Below are 19,616 nucleotides of genomic sequence, written 5' to 3' on the forward strand. Positions count from 1 at the left end.
TGGCAGGATGGGATGGTGATCATCGCCCTCTTCCCTGGTCAAGGCTCCCAAACACCAGGATTCCTCCGGCCCTGGCTCGAACGCGATGGGGTCCGCGCACGTCTCGATCAGTTCTCGCAGTGGGCAGAGGTCGACCTCATCGAGGCGGGAACCGAGGCGGACGCTGAGACTATTCGTGACACGCGAATCGCGCAGCCGCTCATCGTCGCCGCCTCCGTTCTGTCGTGGGAGCTCTTTACGCAGAGCGCCTCTGCGCCGGTCGACGGGGTCGCCGGGCACTCGGTGGGCGAGTTCGCCGCGCTGGCAGCTGCGGGGGTCATTGATGCGGAGACTGCCCTGCGGCTCGTCGGGATCCGCGGCCGGGCGATGGCGGATGCAGCATCGCTCGCTGACACCGGAATGAGCGCCGTGATCGGCGGCGACCAGGCAGTGGTTGAGGAGCGTCTCGCGTCGCTCGATCTCACCCCGGCGAACTTCAACGGCGGTGGCCAGATCGTGGCCGCAGGTGCGGCTGAGGCGCTCGCCGCGCTAAGCGCCGAGCCCCCGACGGGGACCCGTGTGATTCCGCTCTCGGTTGCGGGTGCCTTCCATACGCACTACATGGCGCCAGCGGTCGAGACACTGCGGTCAGCCGTAGCAGCCGTCACCCCGTCAGACCCGGGCCTGCAGTTGTGGACGAATCGAGACGGTTCGCTCGTGAACAGCGGCGCGGAGGCACTCTCGCTCGTCGTCGATCAGGTTGCATCCCCGGTTCGGTGGGACGCGTGTATGCAGTCGTTCGCAGCCGCGAGCGTGAAGGGACTGATCGAGTTCGCTCCCGGCGGCACGCTTGTCGGCCTCGCGAAGCGTGCTCTGCGCGGAGTACCCTCAGTCGCGGTCAAGACTCCCGAAGACCTCACGTCTGCAGCCGAGCTTGTGGCCACCGCATCCGCTCAAGGAGAAGCCGAATGACCGTGTCCCTTCGTCAGCCCCAGGGCGCTGCGCACACCCGGATCTACGCCTATGGCGCTGCCCGGGGCGAGCGCGTCGTTCCGAACGGTGAGCTCGTCGGTCCGATCGACTCAAGCGACGAGTGGATCCGCCAACGGACGGGAATCGTGACCCGAGTGCGCGCGGTCGAGACGACCACCGCGATCGACCTTGCCGCGGATGCTGCCACCGAAGCCGTCTCGAAGTCGGGCGTCGCTCCGGACAAGATCGACGCGGTGATCGTGGCGACGATCTCCAACCCCCGGCAGACCCCGTCAGTTTCGGCGATTGTTGCGGAGCGCATCGGGGCTAAAGATGCCGCAGCGTACGATCTCAACGCCGCATGTGCGGGGTTCGCGTACGGCGTGGGGCAGGCCGATGCTCTCATCCGCGGGGGCGGCGCGCACTACGCCGTCGTGATCGGCGCTGAGAAGCTCAGTGACATCGTCGACCCGACCGACCGCTCGATCTCTTTCCTCCTCGGCGACGGTGCAGGTGCTGCCGTTGTCGGCCCCTCCGAAACACCAGGTATCGGCCCGACGGTGTGGGGCTCGGATGGCTCAAAGGCCGACGCTGTCGGGATGAACCACACACTGACAGAGTTCCGGGATGGAACTGCGCCCTGGCCCACGCTCCGCCAGGAGGGCCCGACGGTCTTCCGCTGGGCGGTATGGGAGATGGTCAAGGTTGCCCGTGAAGCCCTCGCGGCTGCCGGAGTCGAGGCATCCGACCTCGCTGCTTTCGTTCCGCACCAGGCGAACATGCGAATCATCGACGAGTTCGCCAAGCAGCTCGGGCTTCCCGAGTCCGTCGTGATCGGACGCGACATCGAGACGACCGGAAACACCTCCGCTGCCTCCATCCCGCTTGCGACGCACCGGCTTCTCGAGGAACACCCCGAACTGAGCGGCGGCCTGGCCCTGCAGATCGGTTTCGGAGCGGGCCTGGTGTACGGCGCGCAGGTCGTCGTCCTTCCGTGAGGCCCGAGCCTCGAACTCTAGACTGGCAGGACGGCCTCACCTGAGGCCCACACCGACCACAACCCATCCATATCAACCCAGAGGGAGATACCCATGGCACTCACAAACGACGACGTCCTCGCAGGACTCGCCGAGCTCATTACCGACGAGACCGGCATCTCTGCCGACGAGGTCGCCATGGAGAAGTCGTTCACCGACGACCTCGACATCGACTCGATCTCGATGATGACCATCGTCGTCAACGCCGAGGAGAAGTTCGGCGTGACGATTCCCGACGACGAGGTCAAGAACCTCAAGACCGTCGGCGACGCCGTCACCTACATCACGTCGAACCAGGCGTGACCCCATCTCCGGTGGGGGCGCCGCCCCCACCGGACCATCCCTGAGGACTACATGAGCAGTTCACGTATCGTCGTCACCGGTATCGGAGCCACCACCCCCATCGGAGGAACCGCGCCCGATTCCTGGTCGGCACTGCTGGCCGGCGAATCCGGGGCGCGCTCACTCGAGCACGACTGGGTTGCCACCTACGAGCTTCCCGTGACGTTCGCGGCATCCGCGCGCGTTCCGGCGGACACCGTCCTGGCCCGGCCCGAGGCCAAGCGTCTTGACCCGTCTTCGCAGTACGCCCTGGTGGCTGCCCGCGAAGCGTGGGCGGATGCCGGAACCCCGGAGGTCGAACCCGAACGCCTCGGTGTCGACTTCGCTACGGGGATCGGCGGCCTGTGGACTCTCCTCGATGGCTGGGACACGCTTCGTGAAAAGGGTCCGCGGCGCGTCATGCCGATGTCGGTTCCCATGCTCATGCCCAACGCGCCTGCAGCGGCCATTTCGATGCACCTGGAAGCGCGCGCCTACGCACGGACCGTGGCCTCGGCCTGTGCATCCAGCACCGAGTCGATCGTCAACGCCGTCGAACACATCCGTCTCGGCCTCGCCGACGTCGTGATCGCGGGCGGCACCGAGTCGGTGATCCACCCGATCACCCTCGCGGCCTTCGCGTCGATGCAGGCCCTTTCACGGCGCAACGACGACCCCGCGCACGCCTCACGCCCCTACAGCATCGACCGGGACGGCTTCGTCATGGGCGAGGGGGCTGCCGCCCTCGTGCTCGAGACCGAAGAGCACGCTCGGGCCCGCGGCGCCCGAATATACGCCGTCGTAGCCGGCGGGTCCGTCACTGCCGACTCGTACCACATCACGGCTCCCGAGCCTGAAGGCCTCGGCGCCTCACGGGCGGTGCGGCAGGCTCTCGAACAGGCTGACGCCTCAGTCGACGATGTCACGCACATCAACGCACACGCCACCTCAACACCTACGGGTGATATCGCCGAGTACAAGGCGTTGCTGTCGGTCTTCGGCGACCGCGTGCACGAGATCCCCGTCTCTGCGACCAAGGCTTCCACCGGACACCTGCTCGGTGGAACGGGTGCTCTGGAGGCAGTCTTCACCGTCTTGGCGCTGCACAACCGCCTCGCTCCCCCGACGATCAACATCACAGAACAGGACCCCGAGATTCCGCTGCGGGTGGGCGAAGCCGTCGAACTCGGCGACGGCGATCATGTCGCTATCAGCAACTCGTTCGGATTCGGCGGACACAACGCCGTCGCGGCGTTCCGCAGCGTCTAGGGACGCTCAGCCGGGCTGACCCCGTGTGGCAGACTCAACCTGTGGGTTCTGTTCGTGCGATGGTGCTGGCTCCGGTCATGGCGCTGTCCTTCCTCGGGCTGAGTGGGTGCACCTTCGGACCTCCCACTGCCGCACCGGAGACCTCAGCGTCCCCCTCCTCGTCGCCCTCGGCAACCATCCAGGGGCGTCAATCGACGCCGACCGCTACCCCCACTGCCACTCCGACCGCTCGTCCGACGCCCGCTCCGCCAGCACCGATCGATCCAGGTCACGGCGGCGGCACGGGCGGCTCCGGTCGTCCAACACCGCAACCGACCTCGAACCCCGACCCGGCGCCCTCGCCGACACCGACACCGACACCCACGATCCCGCCGGCGTGCCCCACCAGCAACACACCACCCGCGGATCCCGTTCTCGCGTTCGGCTCCATCGCCCAGTACTCACCGGTGCCGCTCGCACAGGGTCGGGACTGCACCGGATTCCGGGCCTACCTGTCAACCGGTCTCCCCCAGTACGACTCGCAGTCCTACGAGTTCTTCGGGCACCTCGTCGGTGACGACGGGAGCATCAACGCGATCGCGTTGATGTCGCAGGGAAACTCTGTCATCCCCGGCCTTCAGGTTCCCCTCCTCACCATTGAAGAATCAGGGCTCATCTTCAACCGGCTCGACCAGAACAGCGGACCCGCGTTCGGTGGAATCGACGGCCTCGCCGACATCACGGTTCCCACGAGCATCACCTACCAGCCGTGGAGCATCCACGTCGAGCAGCAGAATCACGGCGAGCCGCCTCAGACGGTCGACATGCGGGTCGTTTCCGGATCCATCGGCGCCGTCGGCGCGATCTACGAGCTCACCGTCTCGGTCGACACCGGAATTTACCAATCCGGCGTCAGCGAGCCGACCTCCCTGACTATCCGCGCGCGTGACACGACAGGGATTATCCAGTGGGGATACGGACCCAACGGGTTCTTCCCGCTGTGGATGTTCGATGGGATGCCGCTCCCGGCATCCGGTGGCCCGATCGCGACCACCGACCAGCGCACCCGGATCATGAACGACTACGGCGGGGACATCGGAAGCTACCTCGCCGCCACAGGCGACCCGATGACCGGCCAGGGCTCGCACTACTACTCGATGCCGCTCGTCGAGGTCGAGTCGTGGTCGATTCAGATCGGATCGACCTACGCGGGAGGCGGCACCGGAGGCGTGCTGTTCTTCGACAATCTCACCGAGACGTACAACGATTCCGCCAAGTACATCGTCAGCAGCGGGTACGCATGGACGGAGTTCTCGGTCCAACTACCCGACACCGACCAGGGCATGCTGATCGCGGTGACCGGCCAGCAGGACGTTGGGAACCTCTACTACGCCATGCTCGGCGGAGCCGGATCTTCCCAGTCAGGCAATGGCACCCTTCAGCCGACCGCCAACTGGCCGCAGGGCGCGATCCACATAACGCCGGATCCGACGAGCACGTGGACCTCGCCGCATAGCTGCTACGTCTATGAGCTGTCCTACGCCGTGAAGCTGGATGCCTCGGCATCGCGACCCGCGGCCGACCTCGTCTTCAACGCCACCGCCCAAGACCAGGAGCTGAACGCACTCGGGCGCGCCGTCTACGAGGGGCTGTTCTCGTACTCCGGCACACTCGACGGCAACGCGGTCAGCGGATACGCCTGGGGCGAGATCCAGGGGCGCCCGCCGGCTGGTCATCCGACGCCGCCGAACTGCTGAAGCCAAACGCAGAACGGGCCCCTCCGCAACTCTGCACGGAGAAACCCGTTCTCATCGTCACGTGCTGCCACGCTCTCCCAGCGCCGGGAATCGACTCATCCGACATCCGGTACGCACGCGCGCTGCACGCGAAGCCTGCTACCCCACCTTGTGAAGCCACACCACTGGCGCGTCGTCACTGGCGTGACGAAACGGCTCGAGTTCGTCATCCCATGCCGAACCGAGCGCGACCTGAAGTTCGCGCTGCATGTCATGAACGTCCCGTATCGCCAGTTCCAGCGCGTACCGGATGCGGTCCTCCCCGACGACCACGTTGCCTGCGGCATCCGTCTGCGCATGATGGATGCCGAGGTCCGGCGTGTGCATCCACCGAGCGCCGTCTGAGGCGGCCGACGGATCTTCGGTCACCTCGAAACGCAGGTGCTCCCAACCGTGCATGGCTGACGTAATCGCAGCTCCCGTGCCGACAGGTCCCGACCAGAAGTACTCAGCGCGCCGCGCGCCGGGCAATACCGGCTGGTCGGCCCAGTCGAAGCTCACCGCGCGACCGAGCGCGCGTCCCACCGCCCACTCCAGGTGGGGGCACAACGCCCGCGGCGCGGAGTGAATCATCACCACACCGCGCGTCATTGATGTAGCCATATCGATCTCCGTTCTGAGGTGCGTCTTCCCCAACGTCCTCAGGAGATCTGTGGCTGTTCTGTTATTGGGCCCATTATCGCCCGGGGCGACCCGAATCACAAGCCTGTGATTCACCGGTGCAGGGCGCGATATTCGGGCTTTGCCGGAGCCCGTCCGTCTGAAAGGCTGAACCCGGGGGCAACATGCGGCTCTCGGCGCGCGCTTGTTCGAGCGCGCGCCTGAACCAAAAGAAGACATCCATGGAGGCAGCCGGTTTTGTCGGCATTCTGATCATCATCGGGATAGCAGTCGTTGCGGCGATCATCATCGCGCTCATCGGCCTCCTGTTGGCGAAGGCGTGGATCAAGGTCGCTCGCGCAGACGAGGCCCTTGTCATCTCGGGCCGCAAGCAGCGAGTGCAGACCACGGTGATGGATGCCGACGGCACGAGCCGATCGGAGATGTCCGAATCCCCGGTCACCGTGATCGTCAACGGCAAGTCACTGGTCAACCCCATCACGCAGCGTCACGAGATCATCTCCCTGCGTTCTCGCCAGGTGTCGTTGAACGCCGAGGCGCAGTCGCTCGACAATGTGACGCTCAACGTCGATGGCGTCTGCGATCGTCAAGATCGGGTCCGACCCGGTGTTCGTCCGCCGTGCCGCCGAGCGTTTCGCGTCACAGGACAAGGCGATCGAACAGTTCACCACGGAGCAGCTTGAGGGAGCGCTGCGCGGAATCGTTGCGACGCTGTCGGTCGTCGAACTCATGCGCGAGCGCAAGAAGTTCTCGGATCAGATCGCCGCCGATGTCTCTCAGGAGCTCGCCGAGCAGGGCCTCATCCTCGACTCGTTCCAGATCAAGGGAATCACTGACGCGATGGGCTACATCCAGTCGCTCGGCGCACCCGAGATCCAGGCCAAACGCCAGGCCGCCGAGATTGCGCAGACCAACGCCGACCGCGCGATCAATCAGAAGAACATCGCGAACCAAGAAGCGAACCTGATCGAGCAGACGGCGCTGGACACCAATACCGCCAATGCGAATGCCGGTATCGGTCGCGCCCGCGCCGAGGCCGAACAGGCTGAGCAACTCGCGAGAGCCCAGGCTGAGCAGGCGGTTCTGCAGCAGCAGGCCGAGAACCGGCAGGCACAGCTGGATGCCGACGTCAAGCGCGTCGCCGACGCTCAGCGATACGAGGCTGAGACGCGTGCTCAGGCCGAGCTCTACACTCGCGAACGTGCCGCAGAGGCTGCCGCGATCGAGAAGATCAAAGAAGCTGAGGCTCGCACCCGAATCGCCGAGCAGCAGGCTGAAGCGGATCGGGCCCGCGCCGCCGGTGAGGCAGCCGCTGCCGAGGCGCGCGCCGCCGGTGAGGCCAGCGCACTGCGCGCCCTCGCGGACGCAGAAGCCACCGCGCGGCGCCTGCGCGCAGAGGCCGAGGCCGACGCGATCCGGGCCGAAGGTCAGGCGCGTGCCGAGTCGATCGAAACCGAGGCCGAAGCCATCGCTTCGAACCAGGAGGCGATTCTGTCTCAGCGCGCGCTCGATGTGCTCCCCTCGATCATGGCGGAGTTCGCGAAGGGCTACTCCGCCATCGGCAACGTCTCGATCGTCGGTGGCGGATCCGGCGAGGAGGGCGCATCCCGCGTCATCGGGGCCGACAGCGCGACAGCCATGAAGTCGGTTTTCGACAGTGTTCAGGCGGCAACCGGCATTGACCTCGCCACCATCATCCAGGGGCAGGCCGTCGGCCGTGCCTTCGGCTCCGGTATGGCGGATGCCGCCGCGAGCGAACCCGTGCAAGTAGTCACCTCCCGGCGCACAACCAAGCCGAAGGCGGAATAGCGTTCGACGGCAACACCCGCCCACCCACAGGCGCGCTCTCGGCAACACCCCCGACAACGAACAGAACCCCGCCAGACGGCGGGGTTCTGCTCGTAGGGCGGGTGGGACTTGTCCCTTTCGCCCCTCCACGGCTCGCTACGCGATCCGTGGAGCCTCCGGCGAATGGGGCCCACCCACAAGGTGCGTTCGCGGCAACACCCCCGACAACGAACAGAACCCCGCCAGACGGCGGGGTTCTGTTCGTAGGGCGGGTGGGACTTGAACCCACGATCGTCGGGTTATGAGCCCGCTGCCTTGACCAGCTTGGCCACCGCCCCCTGCCAGATCAGCGTACCGGGCGTGCGCTCACGACGCGGACTTCGAACCGTCTGCCGATGACTCGTCCGAGGAGCTTCCGCGCGTGAACGGTAGCTCGAGGCTGTCGCTGATCACCTGGGGGTGGTTGCGCGCCAGGCTGATCACTCCGTATACGGCGAGGGCGCCGGCGACCCCGAACCCGATGAAGGCCCACAGCGGCGCAGTCTCGGCTTCCTGCAGCACGACAAGCCCGATGAACACCGCCACGATCGGGTCGATCACCGTCAGGCCCGCGATCACGAGATCGGGTGGCCCGAGGCTGTACGCCGTCTGGACGAAGTACGCACCGACCGCCACCGCCGCCAACAGGGCGACGACGCACAGCAGAGTGAGCCAGTCGAAGTTCTGGTCCCGGATCCGGCTCAGGACCACCTTCGCGAGTGTCGCCACGAAGCCGTAGAGAACGCCTGAGGCGACGATGTAGAACAGCGCTAGACCGTGCTTGCGGAACACGAGCCAGAGAACGGCGAAGATGACGATGGTCACCGCCAGCAGACCGAGGATTACCAGCAGCTGCGCCTGCGTGACGGGGCGCTCGGTGGCAAAGAACGCGGCGATCGTCACGAAGATGAAGATCCCGCCCACTGCCGCGATGATCGATCGAATCGACTGGCGCGTGGGGCGATGCCCACTGATGCGGGCGTTGAGCAGGGTGGTGATGACCAGCGAGACGGCTCCGAGCGGTTGCACCAGGATCAGCGGCGCAACCGAAAGCGCAGCGAGCTGGCAGACGATCGCGAGCCCCAACATGATGGTGCCCGCCAGCCACGATGGCCGCCGCAGCAGGTTCAGAAGATGATTGCGGTCGAGCCCGTTCCCGCCAGAGCGGCCGGTGAGCTTCTCAACCTTCTGGACGCCCCGGTACTGATACTGGGCACCGAACGACATGAAGATGGCACCGAGCAGTGCGAGGGGAATCCCGGCGAGGATCGCGGGGTCGCGGAACGCCTCAGTGATCTGGTCGGTCACGCTTGCCGACACGGTCAGGAGGAGCACCATTCGACCCTATCCCGGCGTCGGCCAGACGCCGTGTGTCTCAATAGGCTTGTCGCATGGCTGTTCTCCCGATCCGCATCATGGGCGATCCCGTCCTCCACGCTCCCGCCACTGCCGTCGCGGAGATCAGCGATGACATCCGTCAGCTCGTCGCTGACATGTACGAGACGATGGATGCCGCCCCTGGCGTCGGCCTGGCGGCCCCGCAAGTAGGCGTAGGGCTTCGGATCTTCACCTACAGCTACACCGATGATGACGGTGCACCGTGGCGAGGCGTGGTCATCAACCCGGAGCTGTGGATCACTCCCCTGGAGCCGGGCGAGCCCGATCCCGAGGAGGAGTCGGAGGGGTGCCTCTCATTCCCGGGTGAGCGGTTCCCGCTGCGCCGCTCCGAGCGTGCCCGGGTCACCGGGATCGATCTCGACGGCCAGCCCGTCGACATCGAGGTCGACGGGTGGCGCGCCCGCATCCTGCAACACGAGTTCGACCACCTCGACGGTGTGCTCTACCTGGACCGGCTCGGTGACCGCGACTGGCGCACCGCCCAGAAGATCTCCCGCAAACAGGGCTGGGGCACACCGGGGAAGTCGTGGATGCCGGGAGTGGACGACCTCGACGCCTGAACGGAGGACGAGGGTATGGAGTAATGGCTCCCCGGCTTGGACTCGAACCAAGAACCTATCGGTTAACAGCCGATTGCTCTGCCAATTGAGCTACCGAGGAATATGCCCGCCGCAGCGGGCAACCCCACTATCTTAGCAAAGCCGACGGGGTTTCAACGACGCGAGCCAGGCCCTCGTCGCGCCGTCAGGACACGACGAAGCGGCGGTCTGCTTCTGCGCTCGGCGTCCAGATCAGATCGTTCGTACCGTGGCCGAACGCGACGACGTGCCCACCGCGAAGTACGAGCACGTTTGCGTCGAGTTCCTTCACGGCTTCGGGGTCATGCGTGGAGATGACAGCTGCCATGCCGGTGTCATCTCGTCGCCGCGTGATGGCCTCGCGCGCGGCTTTGCGGACTTCGACATCGAGATTCGCGAACGGTTCGTCGGCCACGAGAATCCGCGGGTCGACGACGAGGCCTCGGGCGAGCGCCACACGCTGGCGCATCCCCGCCGAAAGCTCGTAGGGGAACTTGTTCGCAACGCCCAGGGGAAGCATGAGCTCATCGAGCAGGCCCGCGACGCGGATCGCGAGGGCCTTCTGGTTGATTCGCCGCTCCCTCGAGGTGATCGGCTCGGCGATGACCTCCGAGACCGTCAGCCGGGAGGGCAAGTGTGCGCCGGCTGATTGAGGCAGGTAGCCGGCGAAATATGTCAGTTCGCGGATCGCCCTGCCGGGGCGCCGGACCGAGATGCCATCGACGAGCGCGTCTCCCCCGGTGACCGACACGCCTTCGTGCGCGCGACCAGCAAGCACCGAAAGGAGGCTCGATTTTCCGGCGCCGGTAGGACCCATGAGCGCAAGAACCGAGCCGCGAGCGACAGTGAAGGTGATCCCGTCGATGAGCTTGTCGGTCTCGCCGCGACCGGTGTGACTGATCGAGAGGTCCGAGCACACGATCGCCGCTTCGGTGGCTCTGCGACGAGGAGACATACCCTCATCCTGCCGTGCCGTTGCGCTGGGATCCAGTCCAGAGTCCCGGTCGATCAGCGTTCGGTGTCGCCTGTCCAGCGCTGCCGCTCCAGATCGAGCTCGCGCAGCTGCAGGCGAATCCGACGCCCCTCCTCGGAGTCCGGAGGCACGCGCTGGACTGCGCGAACCAGTTCCGCCTTCTCCGAATCGACGCGTCGCACGATCAATCGACGCATCAAATCGGATGCCGAGGCTGCGGCATCCGCCTCGCCGAGGGCCGGGAACGCAGACATGAGCAGCTCCGAGCCGAGCGCGCGGTAGGGCTCGCGGATGGTGTCAACGGCCTGCACTGCCCATCCCGCTCGCGTGTAATCGGGCGCCTCGACCACGGCGGCACGAACGGCATCGAGCGCGGGGTGCTGGAACGCCGCTCCCAGGGCGCGCCGGACCGTCGCATCGTCGAGGCGGTGCCCGAATTGCAGAGCCGCCATGAGCGCGTCACGCTCGATTACGACATCGCGGGTACGAGGAAGCGACGCGATCGTCGGGATCAGCACCGGTGCAGAGACGGCCGCTCCGTCATCCGGATGCTGGCGCTCAGCCGGCGCCGCGTCATCGCGCCCACGCCGCTGCGGCGACCCGCCTGTGTCACGCGAACGGGAAGCTCGCGATACCGCTGCGCTCACCTCGTCGAGATCCAGACCGATCCGGCGCGCGAGGACGCGGACGTACCCGGGTCGCAACGACGGGTCTCGGATGTCGGCGACAACAGGTGCGGCTGCGCGGAGCGCTGCGGCGCGCCCCTCCACAGTGCCGAGGTCGTACTGCGAAAGGCGCTGGTCGATGACGAACTCGAACATCGGCGCCTTGGTTGTCATGAGGGCGCGCACGGCGTCGTCACCACGAGCGAGCCTCAGGTCGCACGGGTCTAGCCCGTCCGGCGCCACGGCCACGTACGTCTGTGCCGAAAAGCGCTTCTCGTCGGCGAAGGCGCGGAGCGCCGCCTTCTGACCCGCGGCATCCGGGTCGAAGGTGAAGACGACCTCTCCCCCGCTCGAATCGTCGCCCATGACACGCCTGAGCACCGTGATGTGATCGCTGCCGAACGCCGTTCCACAGGTTGCGATCGCCGTCGTGATGCCTGCGAGATGACACGCCATGACATCGGTATAGCCCTCGACGACCACGACGCGATGCTCCCGGGAAATGTCTCGCTTGGCAAGGTCGAGGCCGTACAGTACCTGCGACTTCCGGTAGATCGAGGTCTCTGGGGTGTTCAGGTACTTCGGCCCCTGGTCATCCTCGAGCAGCCGTCGCGCCCCGAACCCGACGACTTGGCTGGTCACATCTCGGATCGGCCAGATGAGGCGGCCGCGAAAGCGGTCGTACGTGCCGCGCTGGCCCTGCGAGAGCAGCCCCGCAGCCAACAGCTCCTCGCGCGTGAACCCTTGCCCAGCGAGAGCGTCTGAGAGGTTTGACCAGCCCTTGGGCGCAAAGCCCACCCCGAAGTGCGCAGCGGCAGCAGCGTCGAACCCTCGCTCACCCAGAAACCGGCGTCCGACCTCGGCCTCGGGCGTCAGAAGCTGGGCTCGAAAGTACTCGGCAGCTGCAGCGTTTGCCGCGTAGAGGCGACTACGTCCCGAGTTCTCCGGTGCCGCGCCGCCCTCCTCGAAGTGCAGGGTGTAGCCGATCCGCCCGGCCAACCGCTCGACAGCCTCGGTGAAGCTCAGGTGGTCCATCTTGCGCAGGAATGAGTACACATCGCCGGACTCGCCACACCCGAAGCAGTGATAGAAGCCGACCTGCGGTCGCACATGGAAGCTCGGGCTGCGCTCATCGTGGAAGGGGCACAGTCCCTTCAGCGAACCGACACCGGCGGGCTTGAGGGCTACACGCTCGCCAATCACATCGGCGATGTTCGTCCGCGCCTTCACCTCGTCGATGTCGGCCTGCGCGATCCGTCCTGGCATCAGGCCGCCCTACCGGGCCCGCATCGGCGCGCCGGGCACCCAGATGCCGAGGGATGCGACATCGACCTCGCCAACGAGGCGGCCGTGCCACGAGATCGCGTGCTGATCGGTCAGGCTTGCGACTTGATCGACGATGGTGCGGCGCCGTTCGCGGTCGGTCGTGGCGTGATCGAAGTCTTCACGGTGCACAGTATCCAGCTCGTGCGGGTTCTCCCACAGCGCTGTGGCCAGGCGCTTGAGCAGGCGCCGCTGCTCTTTGTACAGCGCCTTGCGGCCGTCGATACTCACCACCACAGCACCAATGATGCCCTTGAGCACCCCCATCTCGGCCTCGATGACACGAGGCACCACGACGTGTGCGTGAAAACGCGTCAGTTCCGGACCTCCGGCTGCTGCCCGGGTCGCCGTCACTGCGGCACGCGCGAAGCGTCCAATGAGGTCGCTGGTCAGGTTCTTCAACCGCGCGAGGTCGGAGCGCGTTCCCGAGAAACTGGCAACCCATTCCGGCATCCGCATGAGGCGATAGAGGGCGTCCTCGAGCTCGTCCCGCGCAAAGTCGTATCCCACCCAGGTCTGGATGGCCTGGATGAGCGCGTCATGCTCGGCAGGGTCGGCCAGGCGCGCGGGGTCGAGGTACCCGTTGACGATGGCGTCCTCGAAATCGTGTACGGAATAGGCGATGTCGTCGGAGAGATCCATGACCTCGGCCTCGATGCAGCGAACGCGGCCGGGAGCGCCCTCGCGCATCCACGTGAAGACCGCCTCATCCTCGTCGTATACCCCGTACTTGAGCCGGCCACCCGGATCAGGAAGCGGATGCGCGGAAGTCCACGGGTACTTGCAGGTGGCATCCAGGCTCGCGCGCGTGAGGTTGAGGCCGTGGCTTCGGCCGGTGGCGTCGATCACCTTGGGCTCCAGGCGCGACAGGATGCGCAGGGTCTGCGCGTTCCCCTCGAACCCGCCGATGTCTTCTGCCCAGTCGTTCAGGGCGCGCTCGCCGTTATGGCCGAAGGGAGGATGCCCCAGGTCGTGACTCAGGCACGCGGTATCGACCACGTCAGGTGCGAGCTGCAGCGCCGTCGCAAGCTCGCGCCCGACCTGCGCGACCTCGAGCGAGTGCGTCAAGCGGTTGCGAGCGAAGTCCGCAGGGCTTGCCGGGCTCAAGACTTGGGTCTTTGCGGCAAGTCGACGAAGCGCAGCCGAATGCAGCACGCGCGCCCGATCCCGTGCGAAGCCGTCGCGCTGCGATCGGTGGTGCTCAGCGTAGAAGCGCTCGGCATCGGCATCCGCATATCCCGGATGCACCGGAATGCCCCGCTCAGCCACCGCTGTGATCCAGTTCGGCCTCGGCCAGCGCGCACGATTCCACGCCGTCGATCTCCTGCGACTCAAGCCACCGGTCGGGCAGGGCGGGTCGCTTCGGGCTCCCTGCGCGCCCACGCTGGCCCTCGGCGGCGGCGCCGGGATAGGGGGCGTCCAGGTCCAGCTCCGCGAGAAGCTCGTCGATCTCGGCGAGCGAGGATGCCGTCGCGAGCCGAGCACGCAGATCACCGCCTACCGGGTAGCCCTTGAAGTACCAGGCGACATGCTTACGGATGTCGCGACAGCCGCGGCCCTCGTCCTCGAAGAACTCGACGAGGAGTTCGGCATGCCGGCGAAACGCCTGCGCGACGAACCCGAGGTTCGCGTCCACGGTCGGGCCGGCATCCACATCGAACGCCCGCGCCAGCTCTCCGAACAGCCAGGGCCGCCCAAGGCATCCCCGACCCACGACGACCCCGTCACACCCGGTCTCGGCCATCATCCGCGTCGCGTCCTCGGCGGCCCAGATGTCGCCGTTGCCGAGCACCGGAACTGACGTGACGTGCTCCTTGAGTCGGGCGATCGCCTCCCAGTCAGCTTCCCCGGAGTAGAACTGGGCGGCGGTGCGAGCGTGAAGCGCGACGGCTGAGACCCCGGCATCCTCGGCGATTCTGCCGGCTTGGAGATAGGTGAGATGGTCGTCGTCGATTCCCTTACGCATCTTCACCGTCACGGGGATGGGCCCCGCCGCGGCTACGGCGCGCGTCACGATCTCACGGAAGAGGCCGAGCTTCCACGGCAGGGCGGCGCCGCCGCCCTTGCGCGTGACTTTCGGGACGGGGCATCCGAAGTTCATGTCGATGTGATCTGCCCGGTCTTCCTCGACCAGTACCCGAACCGCACCCTCCACCGTGGCGGGATCCACACCGTAGAGCTGAATCGATCGCGGCGTTTCGGACTCGTGATGGGTGATCAACCGCATCGTCGTGTCGTTGCGCTCGACGAGTGCCCGTGACGTGATCATCTCGCTGACATAGAGACCGGCGCCGTACTCGCGACACAACCGCCGAAACGCGGTGTTGGTGATGCCGGCCATCGGCGCGAGCACGACCGGCGCGTCGACCGTGATCGGGCCGATGCGCAACGGCGCGACAGACGTGGCTGACGGTGTTGACGGCATCCACCCATTCTCCCAGACCTGCGCCTCGACGTGCCGCGCCCTCCCCCGCAGCCGCCGGTAGCCTGAAACCATGACCGACGTGCAGCAGCTTTCTCTTCGTGACATCCCCTTCGTGACCGCCGACGGCCAGACCGCGACGCTCGGGGACTACGGCGACGGCGTTGTACTGGTGGTCAATGTCGCCTCAAAGTGCGGTCTGACACCGCAGTATGCGCAGCTCGAGCAGCTTCAGAAGACCTACGGTGATCGCGGATTCACCGTGGTCGGGTTCCCCTGCAACCAGTTCATGGGTCAGGAGCCGGGCAGCATGGACGAAATCCTCGACTACTGCTCGACCACCTGGGGTGTGTCGTTTCCGATCGCCGAGAAAGTCAAAGTCAACGGCTCTCACGCCGCGCCGCTCTACAAGGCGCTCAAGAAGGCGAAGGATGCCGAGGGCAAGCGGGGTCCGGTGCTCTGGAACTTCGAGAAGTTCTTGCTCACACCCGACGGCACCGTCCACCGGTTCCGCCCGACGACCAAGCCCGACGATCCGTCGATCGTTGAGGTGATCGAAGACTCACTCCCCCGCTGATCTCGCGAGGCCTTCACCACCGGTCAGTGGTGGAAGCTGCCCGCCTCTTCCTCGCTCATCGGCACCGAGACGGGGTGCTTGTCGAAGTGCGCAATGGCATCGCGGTAGTCATCCATCAGCAGGCTTGCCTCATCGCGGCTGAAGCCGGCGCGCACGAGGATGCGCTGTACGGCCAAGTCCTGCCGGTCGGCGGGCATAGTGTAGGCCGGGACCTGCCAGCCCCGTGTGCGCAGCCGGTCGGCAAGATCAAACAGGGTGAATCCGTGCTCGGCTCCCTCGACGAGTTTCCACGAGATAGCCGGAATGCCGTGCTCTGGACTGCCATCGTTGATGATCTCGAAGTGACCGAGCTTCGCGATCTCGGCCGCGAGGTACATCGCTGTGTCGTAGCAGGCCTGATGTACGCGCTGGTACCCCTCCCGACCGAGTCGCACGAAGTTGTAGTACTGGGCGATCACTTGGCCGCCGGGACGGGAGAAGTTGAGCGCGAAGGTCGGCATGTTGCCGCCGAGATAGTTCACGTCGAAGATCAGATCCTCGGGAAGCTCGGATGCGTCGCGCCACACGATCCACCCGACCCCCAGTGGGGCCAGACCGAACTTGTGGCCTGACGCATTGATCGACTTCACGCGGGGTAGGCGGAAGTCCCACACGATGTCGGGGGCGGTGAAGGGTGCGAGGAAGCCACCGCTCGCGCCGTCGACGTGGATGGGGATGTCGAGTCCGGTACGTGCCTGGAGGTCATCCAGTGCCGCACTGACTGCTTGCACTGGCTCGTACTGGCCGGTGAAGGTAACACCCAACGTGGGTACCACGCCGATCGTGTTCTCATCGGCGCGAGAAAGAACCTCATCCGGCGTCATGATCAGCCGGTCATGTTCCATGGGGATTTCGCGCAGCTCGATGTCCCAGTAGCGGGCGAACTTGTGCCAACACACCTGAACGGGCCCGCAGATGAGGTTCGGTTTGTCCGTCGACAGACCAGCTGCCCGCCGGCGCTCGCGCCATTTCCACAGCAGGGCCATACCGCCGAGCATGGCCGCCTCGCTCGAGCCGGTCGTCGATGTGCCGAGGGTGTTCTCCGCCTCGGGAGAGTTCCAGAGGTCGGCGAGGATGTGGACACACCGCGCCTCAATCGCCGCGGTCTGCGGATACTCGTCCTTGTCGACCATGTTCTTATCGAGTGTCTCGCGCATGAGGTCCCGAACTTCGGGCTCCAGCCAGGTCTGGCAAAACGTCGCAAGGTTCTGACGCGAATTGCCGTCGAGGATCAACTCGTCGGAAACGAGCCGATATGCGTGCCGCGCGAGCTGCTCGCTCTGGGGCATCTGGAACTTCGGCAAGCTCGCCGAGAGCTCTGTCGAGGCGAAAACCTCGTCGAAGATCTCGTCACGGATGGTGTCGCGTTCGTGCAGCATGGCATCCCCCTCGGGTCTCTACCGAGTCTTTCAGCACGCACCGAGGCTCGCCACCGGCGAGCCGAATCAGGCGTGGACGCCTACCAGCGAGCAGCCTAGAGAGCGGGCGCCTCCGGAGTGTCGACGGCACCACCGAACCGGCGGTCGCGGCCGAGATAGAGGTCGATCGCGCGCCAGAGGTCTGTTCGGGAAAAGTCGGGCCATAGCGTGTCGAGGAACACGAACTCCGCGTACGCCGACTCCCAGAGAAGGAAGTTCGATGTGCGCTGTTCTCCGCTTGATCGAATGAACAGGTCGACATCCGGCATGTCCGGCTGATAGAGCCGTCGAGCGATGAGCTTCTCGCTCACAGCCGACGCTCGCAGGCGACCCGCCGCCACGTCATCGGCGATGGAGCGCACCGCGTCGACGAGCTCGACACGACCCCCATAGTTGACGCACATCGTGAGCGTCAGGACGTCATTGCCTGCGGTCAGCTGCTCGGCGAACTGCAGTTCCTTGATCACGCTCGACCACAGCCGAGGCTTGCGGCCAGCCCAGCGAACCCGAACACCCCACTCATTGAGCTGATCACGACGCCGGTGCAGCACATCGCGGTTAAAGCCCATCAGGAACCGGACCTCGTCGGGTGAGCGCGACCAGTTCTCGGTCGAAAAGGCATATACCGACAGGTGCTTCACGCCAGCTTGGATGGCGCCAGCCACGACATCGAGAAGTGCCGCTTCGCCGGCCTTGTGACCCTCGACACGGGTGAGACCCTGCCGATTGGCCCAGCGTCCGTTTCCGTCCATGACGATGGCGACATGGTTCGGTACCGAGCCTGCGGGAAACTCGGGCGGATAGAGACCTGTCCAATCGATCGGCCGGTAGGGAACGGCGTCACGGTGGGTGTAGGACTTGGGGCTCATGGAGTGGGTTCCATCGTCTGAACGGCTGCTGGCTGCTGTGGAGGCGGCGCAAAGGTGCCAAGGTGTTCGAGCGAACGGATGCCGCGCTCGAGGTGCCACTGGGTGTACGCCGCGATCAGGCCAGATGCCGCCCCGTTTGCCCCACCGGATGCCGCGTCCACGATGTCCCACTCCCCCGTCATGAGCGCGCGCAACACTCCGAGGGTCTCGGCATCCACCCGCGCCGAGCCAACCGGCGAGCACTCGGAACACACCATCCCGCCGAGCTGGGCGACGAAGGAGGTGTGCTCCCCGACGCGCCCGCAGCGCGCACACGCATCCAGCCCGGGCGCCCATCCCGACAGAGCCATCACGCGAAGCAGGTAGGAGTCGAGAATGCTGCGCGACGCGTGCTCGCCCCGAGCCAGCGCTCGAAGGCCGCCGAGCAGCAGAAGATACTGCTGCGTCGTCGCCTCGGACTCCGTCAGCCGGTCCGCGGCCTCGACCATCGCGTGCGCGGCCGTGTACCTGTCGTAGTGGAGCGCGATGTCAGCGCCGTAGGCGCCGAGGCTGTCAGCCTGCTGCACGATATCGAGCGAGCGCCCCTGGTACAGCAGTACATCGGCAACCATGAAGGGCTCGAGGCGAGCACCGAACCGCGACGATGTGCGGCGTACGCCCTTCGCCACGGCGCGAACCTTGCCGTGGCGCCTGCTCAGTAGCGTGACGATCCGGTCCGCTTCACCCAGTTTGTGGGTGCGCAGAACCACGACTTCGTCACGGTAAGTGGGCACCCCTCGATTATCCCGGCATCGAGCGACAATAGACGGGTGAACGAGCCGCTCTTCGTGATCCCGCTCTGGGCGGATCTTTCCGCCGTGGCGCTCGGTGGCCTCCAGGGAGCTCTGTTTGCCTCGGGATTCCGTGGCCAGCGGCGCCTTGACCTGCTCGGCGTCGCGATCATCGGGATCGTGATGGGGATGGGCGGCGGTCTGATCCGTGACCTGCTGCTGAACGTCACGCCTTCGACGTTGCAGTCCAACTGGTACCTGCTCACCGCGGTCGCGGCAGCGCTCCTGGGGATGCTGCTCGCAACGATCCTCGAGCGCGTCAGCTGGCTGATCGTCGGACTCGACGCTCTCGTCATCGGCCTGTTCGGCGCGTTCGGCACGAGCAAGGCGCTGTATCTCGGGCTTCCGGAAGTGCCCGCGATCTTCGTTGGTGTCGCCGCGGCAGTCGGTGGCGGCATCCTGCGTGATGTGCTGATGGGCCTACCGGTCGCCATCATGCACGTCGGATCGCTCTACGCGGTAGCTGCAGGCGCCGGGTGTGTCGTGCTCACCGTCTCGTTCTCATTCGGGGCGCCGTTGACTGCCGCGGCGATCATCGCGGTGGCCGTGACGACGGTCATCCGGCTCCTCGCCGTCGTCTTCGATATTTCGCTTCCCGAGCAACGCGCCCTCTACCGCCGGAAGGTCGCCGTCGAGACATCAGCTATCACTGTCGTCGCCCCGCTAGCAACGGACAACGGCGACGCGGGGGCAACCGGCTGACCGGCGACCCCCGCGCGCGCT

General features: G+C 66.0%; 19 protein-coding genes and 2 tRNA genes. 10 read left to right on the top strand and 11 right to left on the bottom strand.

What is annotated here, in order from left to right:
• The first annotated feature begins 15 nt into the window (after nt 1–15).
• The 5 genes from LL236_RS11180 to LL236_RS15035 all read left to right on the top strand — a co-directional run bounded on the left by LL236_RS11180 (nt 16) and on the right by LL236_RS15035 (nt 5,314).
• Nucleotides 16–951, top strand: coding sequence for an ACP S-malonyltransferase (locus tag LL236_RS11180; RefSeq protein WP_228178885.1), 936 nt, complete (start codon nt 16–18; stop codon nt 949–951).
• Nucleotides 948–1,949 (top strand): beta-ketoacyl-ACP synthase III, encoded by a 1,002-nt coding sequence (locus LL236_RS11185; protein WP_228178887.1) that lies wholly within the window; start codon nt 948–950, stop codon nt 1,947–1,949. The genes LL236_RS11180 and LL236_RS11185 overlap by 4 nt, the downstream gene beginning before the upstream one ends.
• A 93-nt stretch (nt 1,950–2,042) precedes the next feature.
• Nucleotides 2,043–2,291, top strand: coding sequence for an acyl carrier protein (locus LL236_RS11190; protein ID WP_195691493.1), 249 nt, complete (start codon nt 2,043–2,045; stop codon nt 2,289–2,291).
• A gap of 51 nt (nt 2,292–2,342) precedes the next feature.
• A complete protein-coding gene (locus tag LL236_RS11195; RefSeq protein ID WP_228178888.1) occupies nt 2,343–3,578 on the top strand; it encodes a beta-ketoacyl-[acyl-carrier-protein] synthase family protein in 1,236 nt (411 codons plus the stop codon).
• 41 nt (nt 3,579–3,619) lie between these two features.
• Entirely contained in the window at nt 3,620–5,314 is a 1,695-nt protein-coding gene (locus LL236_RS15035) for a lipocalin family protein (protein ID WP_228178889.1), read from the top strand.
• Nucleotides 5,315–5,452: 138 nt separating this feature from the next.
• On the opposite strand, the gene LL236_RS11205 is transcribed toward LL236_RS15035, so the two are convergent.
• Nucleotides 5,453–5,956 (bottom strand): DUF3145 domain-containing protein, encoded by a 504-nt coding sequence (locus tag LL236_RS11205; RefSeq protein WP_228178890.1) that lies wholly within the window; start codon nt 5,954–5,956, stop codon nt 5,453–5,455.
• Between the two features lie 239 nt (nt 5,957–6,195).
• On the opposite strand from LL236_RS11205, the gene LL236_RS11210 reads away from it, so the two are divergent.
• A complete protein-coding gene (locus LL236_RS11210; RefSeq protein WP_228178891.1) occupies nt 6,196–6,657 on the top strand; it encodes a hypothetical protein in 462 nt (153 codons plus the stop codon).
• Nucleotides 6,545–7,783: an SPFH domain-containing protein gene (locus tag LL236_RS11215; RefSeq protein ID WP_228178893.1), complete on the top strand. Its 1,239-nt coding sequence runs from the start codon at nt 6,545–6,547 to the stop codon at nt 7,781–7,783. The genes LL236_RS11210 and LL236_RS11215 overlap by 113 nt, the downstream gene beginning before the upstream one ends.
• 243 nt (nt 7,784–8,026) lie before the next feature.
• Here the strand turns inward: LL236_RS11215 and LL236_RS11220 are convergent.
• Nucleotides 8,027–8,100: transfer RNA gene (locus tag LL236_RS11220), tRNA-Ile, on the bottom strand.
• Nucleotides 8,101–8,128: 28 nt separating this feature from the next.
• Nucleotides 8,129–9,136 carry a DMT family transporter gene (locus LL236_RS11225; RefSeq protein ID WP_228178894.1) on the bottom strand — a complete coding sequence of 336 codons (1,008 nt, stop codon included), beginning with the start codon at nt 9,134–9,136 and terminating at the stop codon, nt 8,129–8,131.
• Between the two features lie 56 nt (nt 9,137–9,192).
• Between LL236_RS11225 and def the strand changes: the two genes are divergently transcribed.
• Nucleotides 9,193–9,759 carry a peptide deformylase gene (gene def / locus LL236_RS11230; RefSeq protein WP_228178895.1) on the top strand — a complete coding sequence of 189 codons (567 nt, stop codon included), beginning with the start codon at nt 9,193–9,195 and terminating at the stop codon, nt 9,757–9,759.
• 24 nt (nt 9,760–9,783) lie between these two features.
• On the opposite strand, the gene LL236_RS11235 is transcribed toward def, so the two are convergent.
• From LL236_RS11235 to dusB, 5 genes are all read right to left on the bottom strand, one after another.
• Nucleotides 9,784–9,859, bottom strand: a tRNA-Asn gene (locus LL236_RS11235).
• An 84-nt stretch (nt 9,860–9,943) separates the two neighbouring features.
• Nucleotides 9,944–10,732, bottom strand: a complete 789-nt coding sequence (locus LL236_RS11240) for an ATP-binding cassette domain-containing protein (protein ID WP_228178896.1) — start codon at nt 10,730–10,732, stop codon at nt 9,944–9,946.
• Nucleotides 10,733–10,785: 53 nt separating this feature from the next.
• A complete protein-coding gene (gene dnaG, locus LL236_RS11245; RefSeq protein ID WP_228178897.1) occupies nt 10,786–12,681 on the bottom strand; it encodes a DNA primase in 1,896 nt (631 codons plus the stop codon).
• A gap of 9 nt (nt 12,682–12,690) precedes the next feature.
• The gene (locus LL236_RS11250; protein ID WP_228178898.1) at nt 12,691–14,007 is read right to left on the bottom strand and encodes a deoxyguanosinetriphosphate triphosphohydrolase; all 1,317 of its coding nucleotides are present in this window, start codon (nt 14,005–14,007) and stop codon (nt 12,691–12,693) included.
• Nucleotides 14,000–15,163, bottom strand: a complete 1,164-nt coding sequence (gene dusB, locus LL236_RS11255; protein WP_228178899.1) for a tRNA dihydrouridine synthase DusB — start codon at nt 15,161–15,163, stop codon at nt 14,000–14,002. The genes LL236_RS11250 and dusB overlap by 8 nt, the downstream gene beginning before the upstream one ends.
• 70 nt (nt 15,164–15,233) lie before the next feature.
• Here dusB and LL236_RS11260 point away from each other — a divergent pair, with 70 nt between their 5' ends.
• Nucleotides 15,234–15,737 carry a glutathione peroxidase gene (locus LL236_RS11260; protein ID WP_228178900.1) on the top strand — a complete coding sequence of 168 codons (504 nt, stop codon included), beginning with the start codon at nt 15,234–15,236 and terminating at the stop codon, nt 15,735–15,737.
• Nucleotides 15,738–15,760: 23 nt separating this feature from the next.
• On the opposite strand, the gene LL236_RS11265 is transcribed toward LL236_RS11260, so the two are convergent.
• The 3 genes from LL236_RS11265 to recO form a co-directional block, all read right to left on the bottom strand.
• A complete protein-coding gene (locus tag LL236_RS11265; protein ID WP_228178902.1) occupies nt 15,761–17,155 on the bottom strand; it encodes a glutamate decarboxylase in 1,395 nt (464 codons plus the stop codon).
• Nucleotides 17,156–17,250: 95 nt separating this feature from the next.
• Complete coding sequence (locus tag LL236_RS11270; protein WP_228178904.1) at nt 17,251–18,063, bottom strand: isoprenyl transferase; 813 nt, start codon at nt 18,061–18,063, stop codon at nt 17,251–17,253.
• Nucleotides 18,060–18,836: a DNA repair protein RecO gene (recO, locus tag LL236_RS11275; RefSeq protein WP_228178906.1), complete on the bottom strand. Its 777-nt coding sequence runs from the start codon at nt 18,834–18,836 to the stop codon at nt 18,060–18,062. Before recO ends, LL236_RS11270 begins: the two co-directional genes overlap by 4 nt.
• 36 nt (nt 18,837–18,872) lie before the next feature.
• On the opposite strand from recO, the gene LL236_RS11280 reads away from it, so the two are divergent.
• On the top strand, nt 18,873–19,595 hold the full coding sequence (locus tag LL236_RS11280; RefSeq protein ID WP_228178908.1) for a trimeric intracellular cation channel family protein: 723 nt from the start codon (nt 18,873–18,875) through the stop codon (nt 19,593–19,595).
• Nucleotides 19,596–19,616: the final 21 nt, after the last annotated feature.

Source organism: Microbacterium schleiferi (assembly GCF_020781975.1).
GTDB lineage: Bacteria > Actinomycetota > Actinomycetes > Actinomycetales > Microbacteriaceae > Microbacterium.

Coding starts and splice junctions, on each gene's coding strand:
- LL236_RS11185 (WP_228178887.1), top strand. CDS start 948: ATGACCGTGTCCCTTCGTCAGCCCCAGGGCGCTGCGCACACCCGGATC.
- LL236_RS11190 (WP_195691493.1), top strand. CDS start 2,043: ATGGCACTCACAAACGACGACGTCCTCGCAGGACTCGCCGAGCTCATT.
- LL236_RS11195 (WP_228178888.1), top strand. CDS start 2,343: ATGAGCAGTTCACGTATCGTCGTCACCGGTATCGGAGCCACCACCCCC.
- LL236_RS11205 (WP_228178890.1), bottom strand. CDS start 5,956: ATGGCTACATCAATGACGCGCGGTGTGGTGATGATTCACTCCGCGCCG.
- LL236_RS11210 (WP_228178891.1), top strand. CDS start 6,196: ATGGAGGCAGCCGGTTTTGTCGGCATTCTGATCATCATCGGGATAGCA.
- LL236_RS11215 (WP_228178893.1), top strand. CDS start 6,545: ATGGCGTCTGCGATCGTCAAGATCGGGTCCGACCCGGTGTTCGTCCGC.
- def (WP_228178895.1), top strand. CDS start 9,193: ATGGCTGTTCTCCCGATCCGCATCATGGGCGATCCCGTCCTCCACGCT.
- LL236_RS11240 (WP_228178896.1), bottom strand. CDS start 10,732: ATGTCTCCTCGTCGCAGAGCCACCGAAGCGGCGATCGTGTGCTCGGAC.
- dnaG (WP_228178897.1), bottom strand. CDS start 12,681: ATGCCAGGACGGATCGCGCAGGCCGACATCGACGAGGTGAAGGCGCGG.
- dusB (WP_228178899.1), bottom strand. CDS start 15,163: ATGCCGTCAACACCGTCAGCCACGTCTGTCGCGCCGTTGCGCATCGGC.
- LL236_RS11260 (WP_228178900.1), top strand. CDS start 15,234: ATGACCGACGTGCAGCAGCTTTCTCTTCGTGACATCCCCTTCGTGACC.
- LL236_RS11265 (WP_228178902.1), bottom strand. CDS start 17,155: ATGCTGCACGAACGCGACACCATCCGTGACGAGATCTTCGACGAGGTT.
- LL236_RS11270 (WP_228178904.1), bottom strand. CDS start 18,063: ATGAGCCCCAAGTCCTACACCCACCGTGACGCCGTTCCCTACCGGCCG.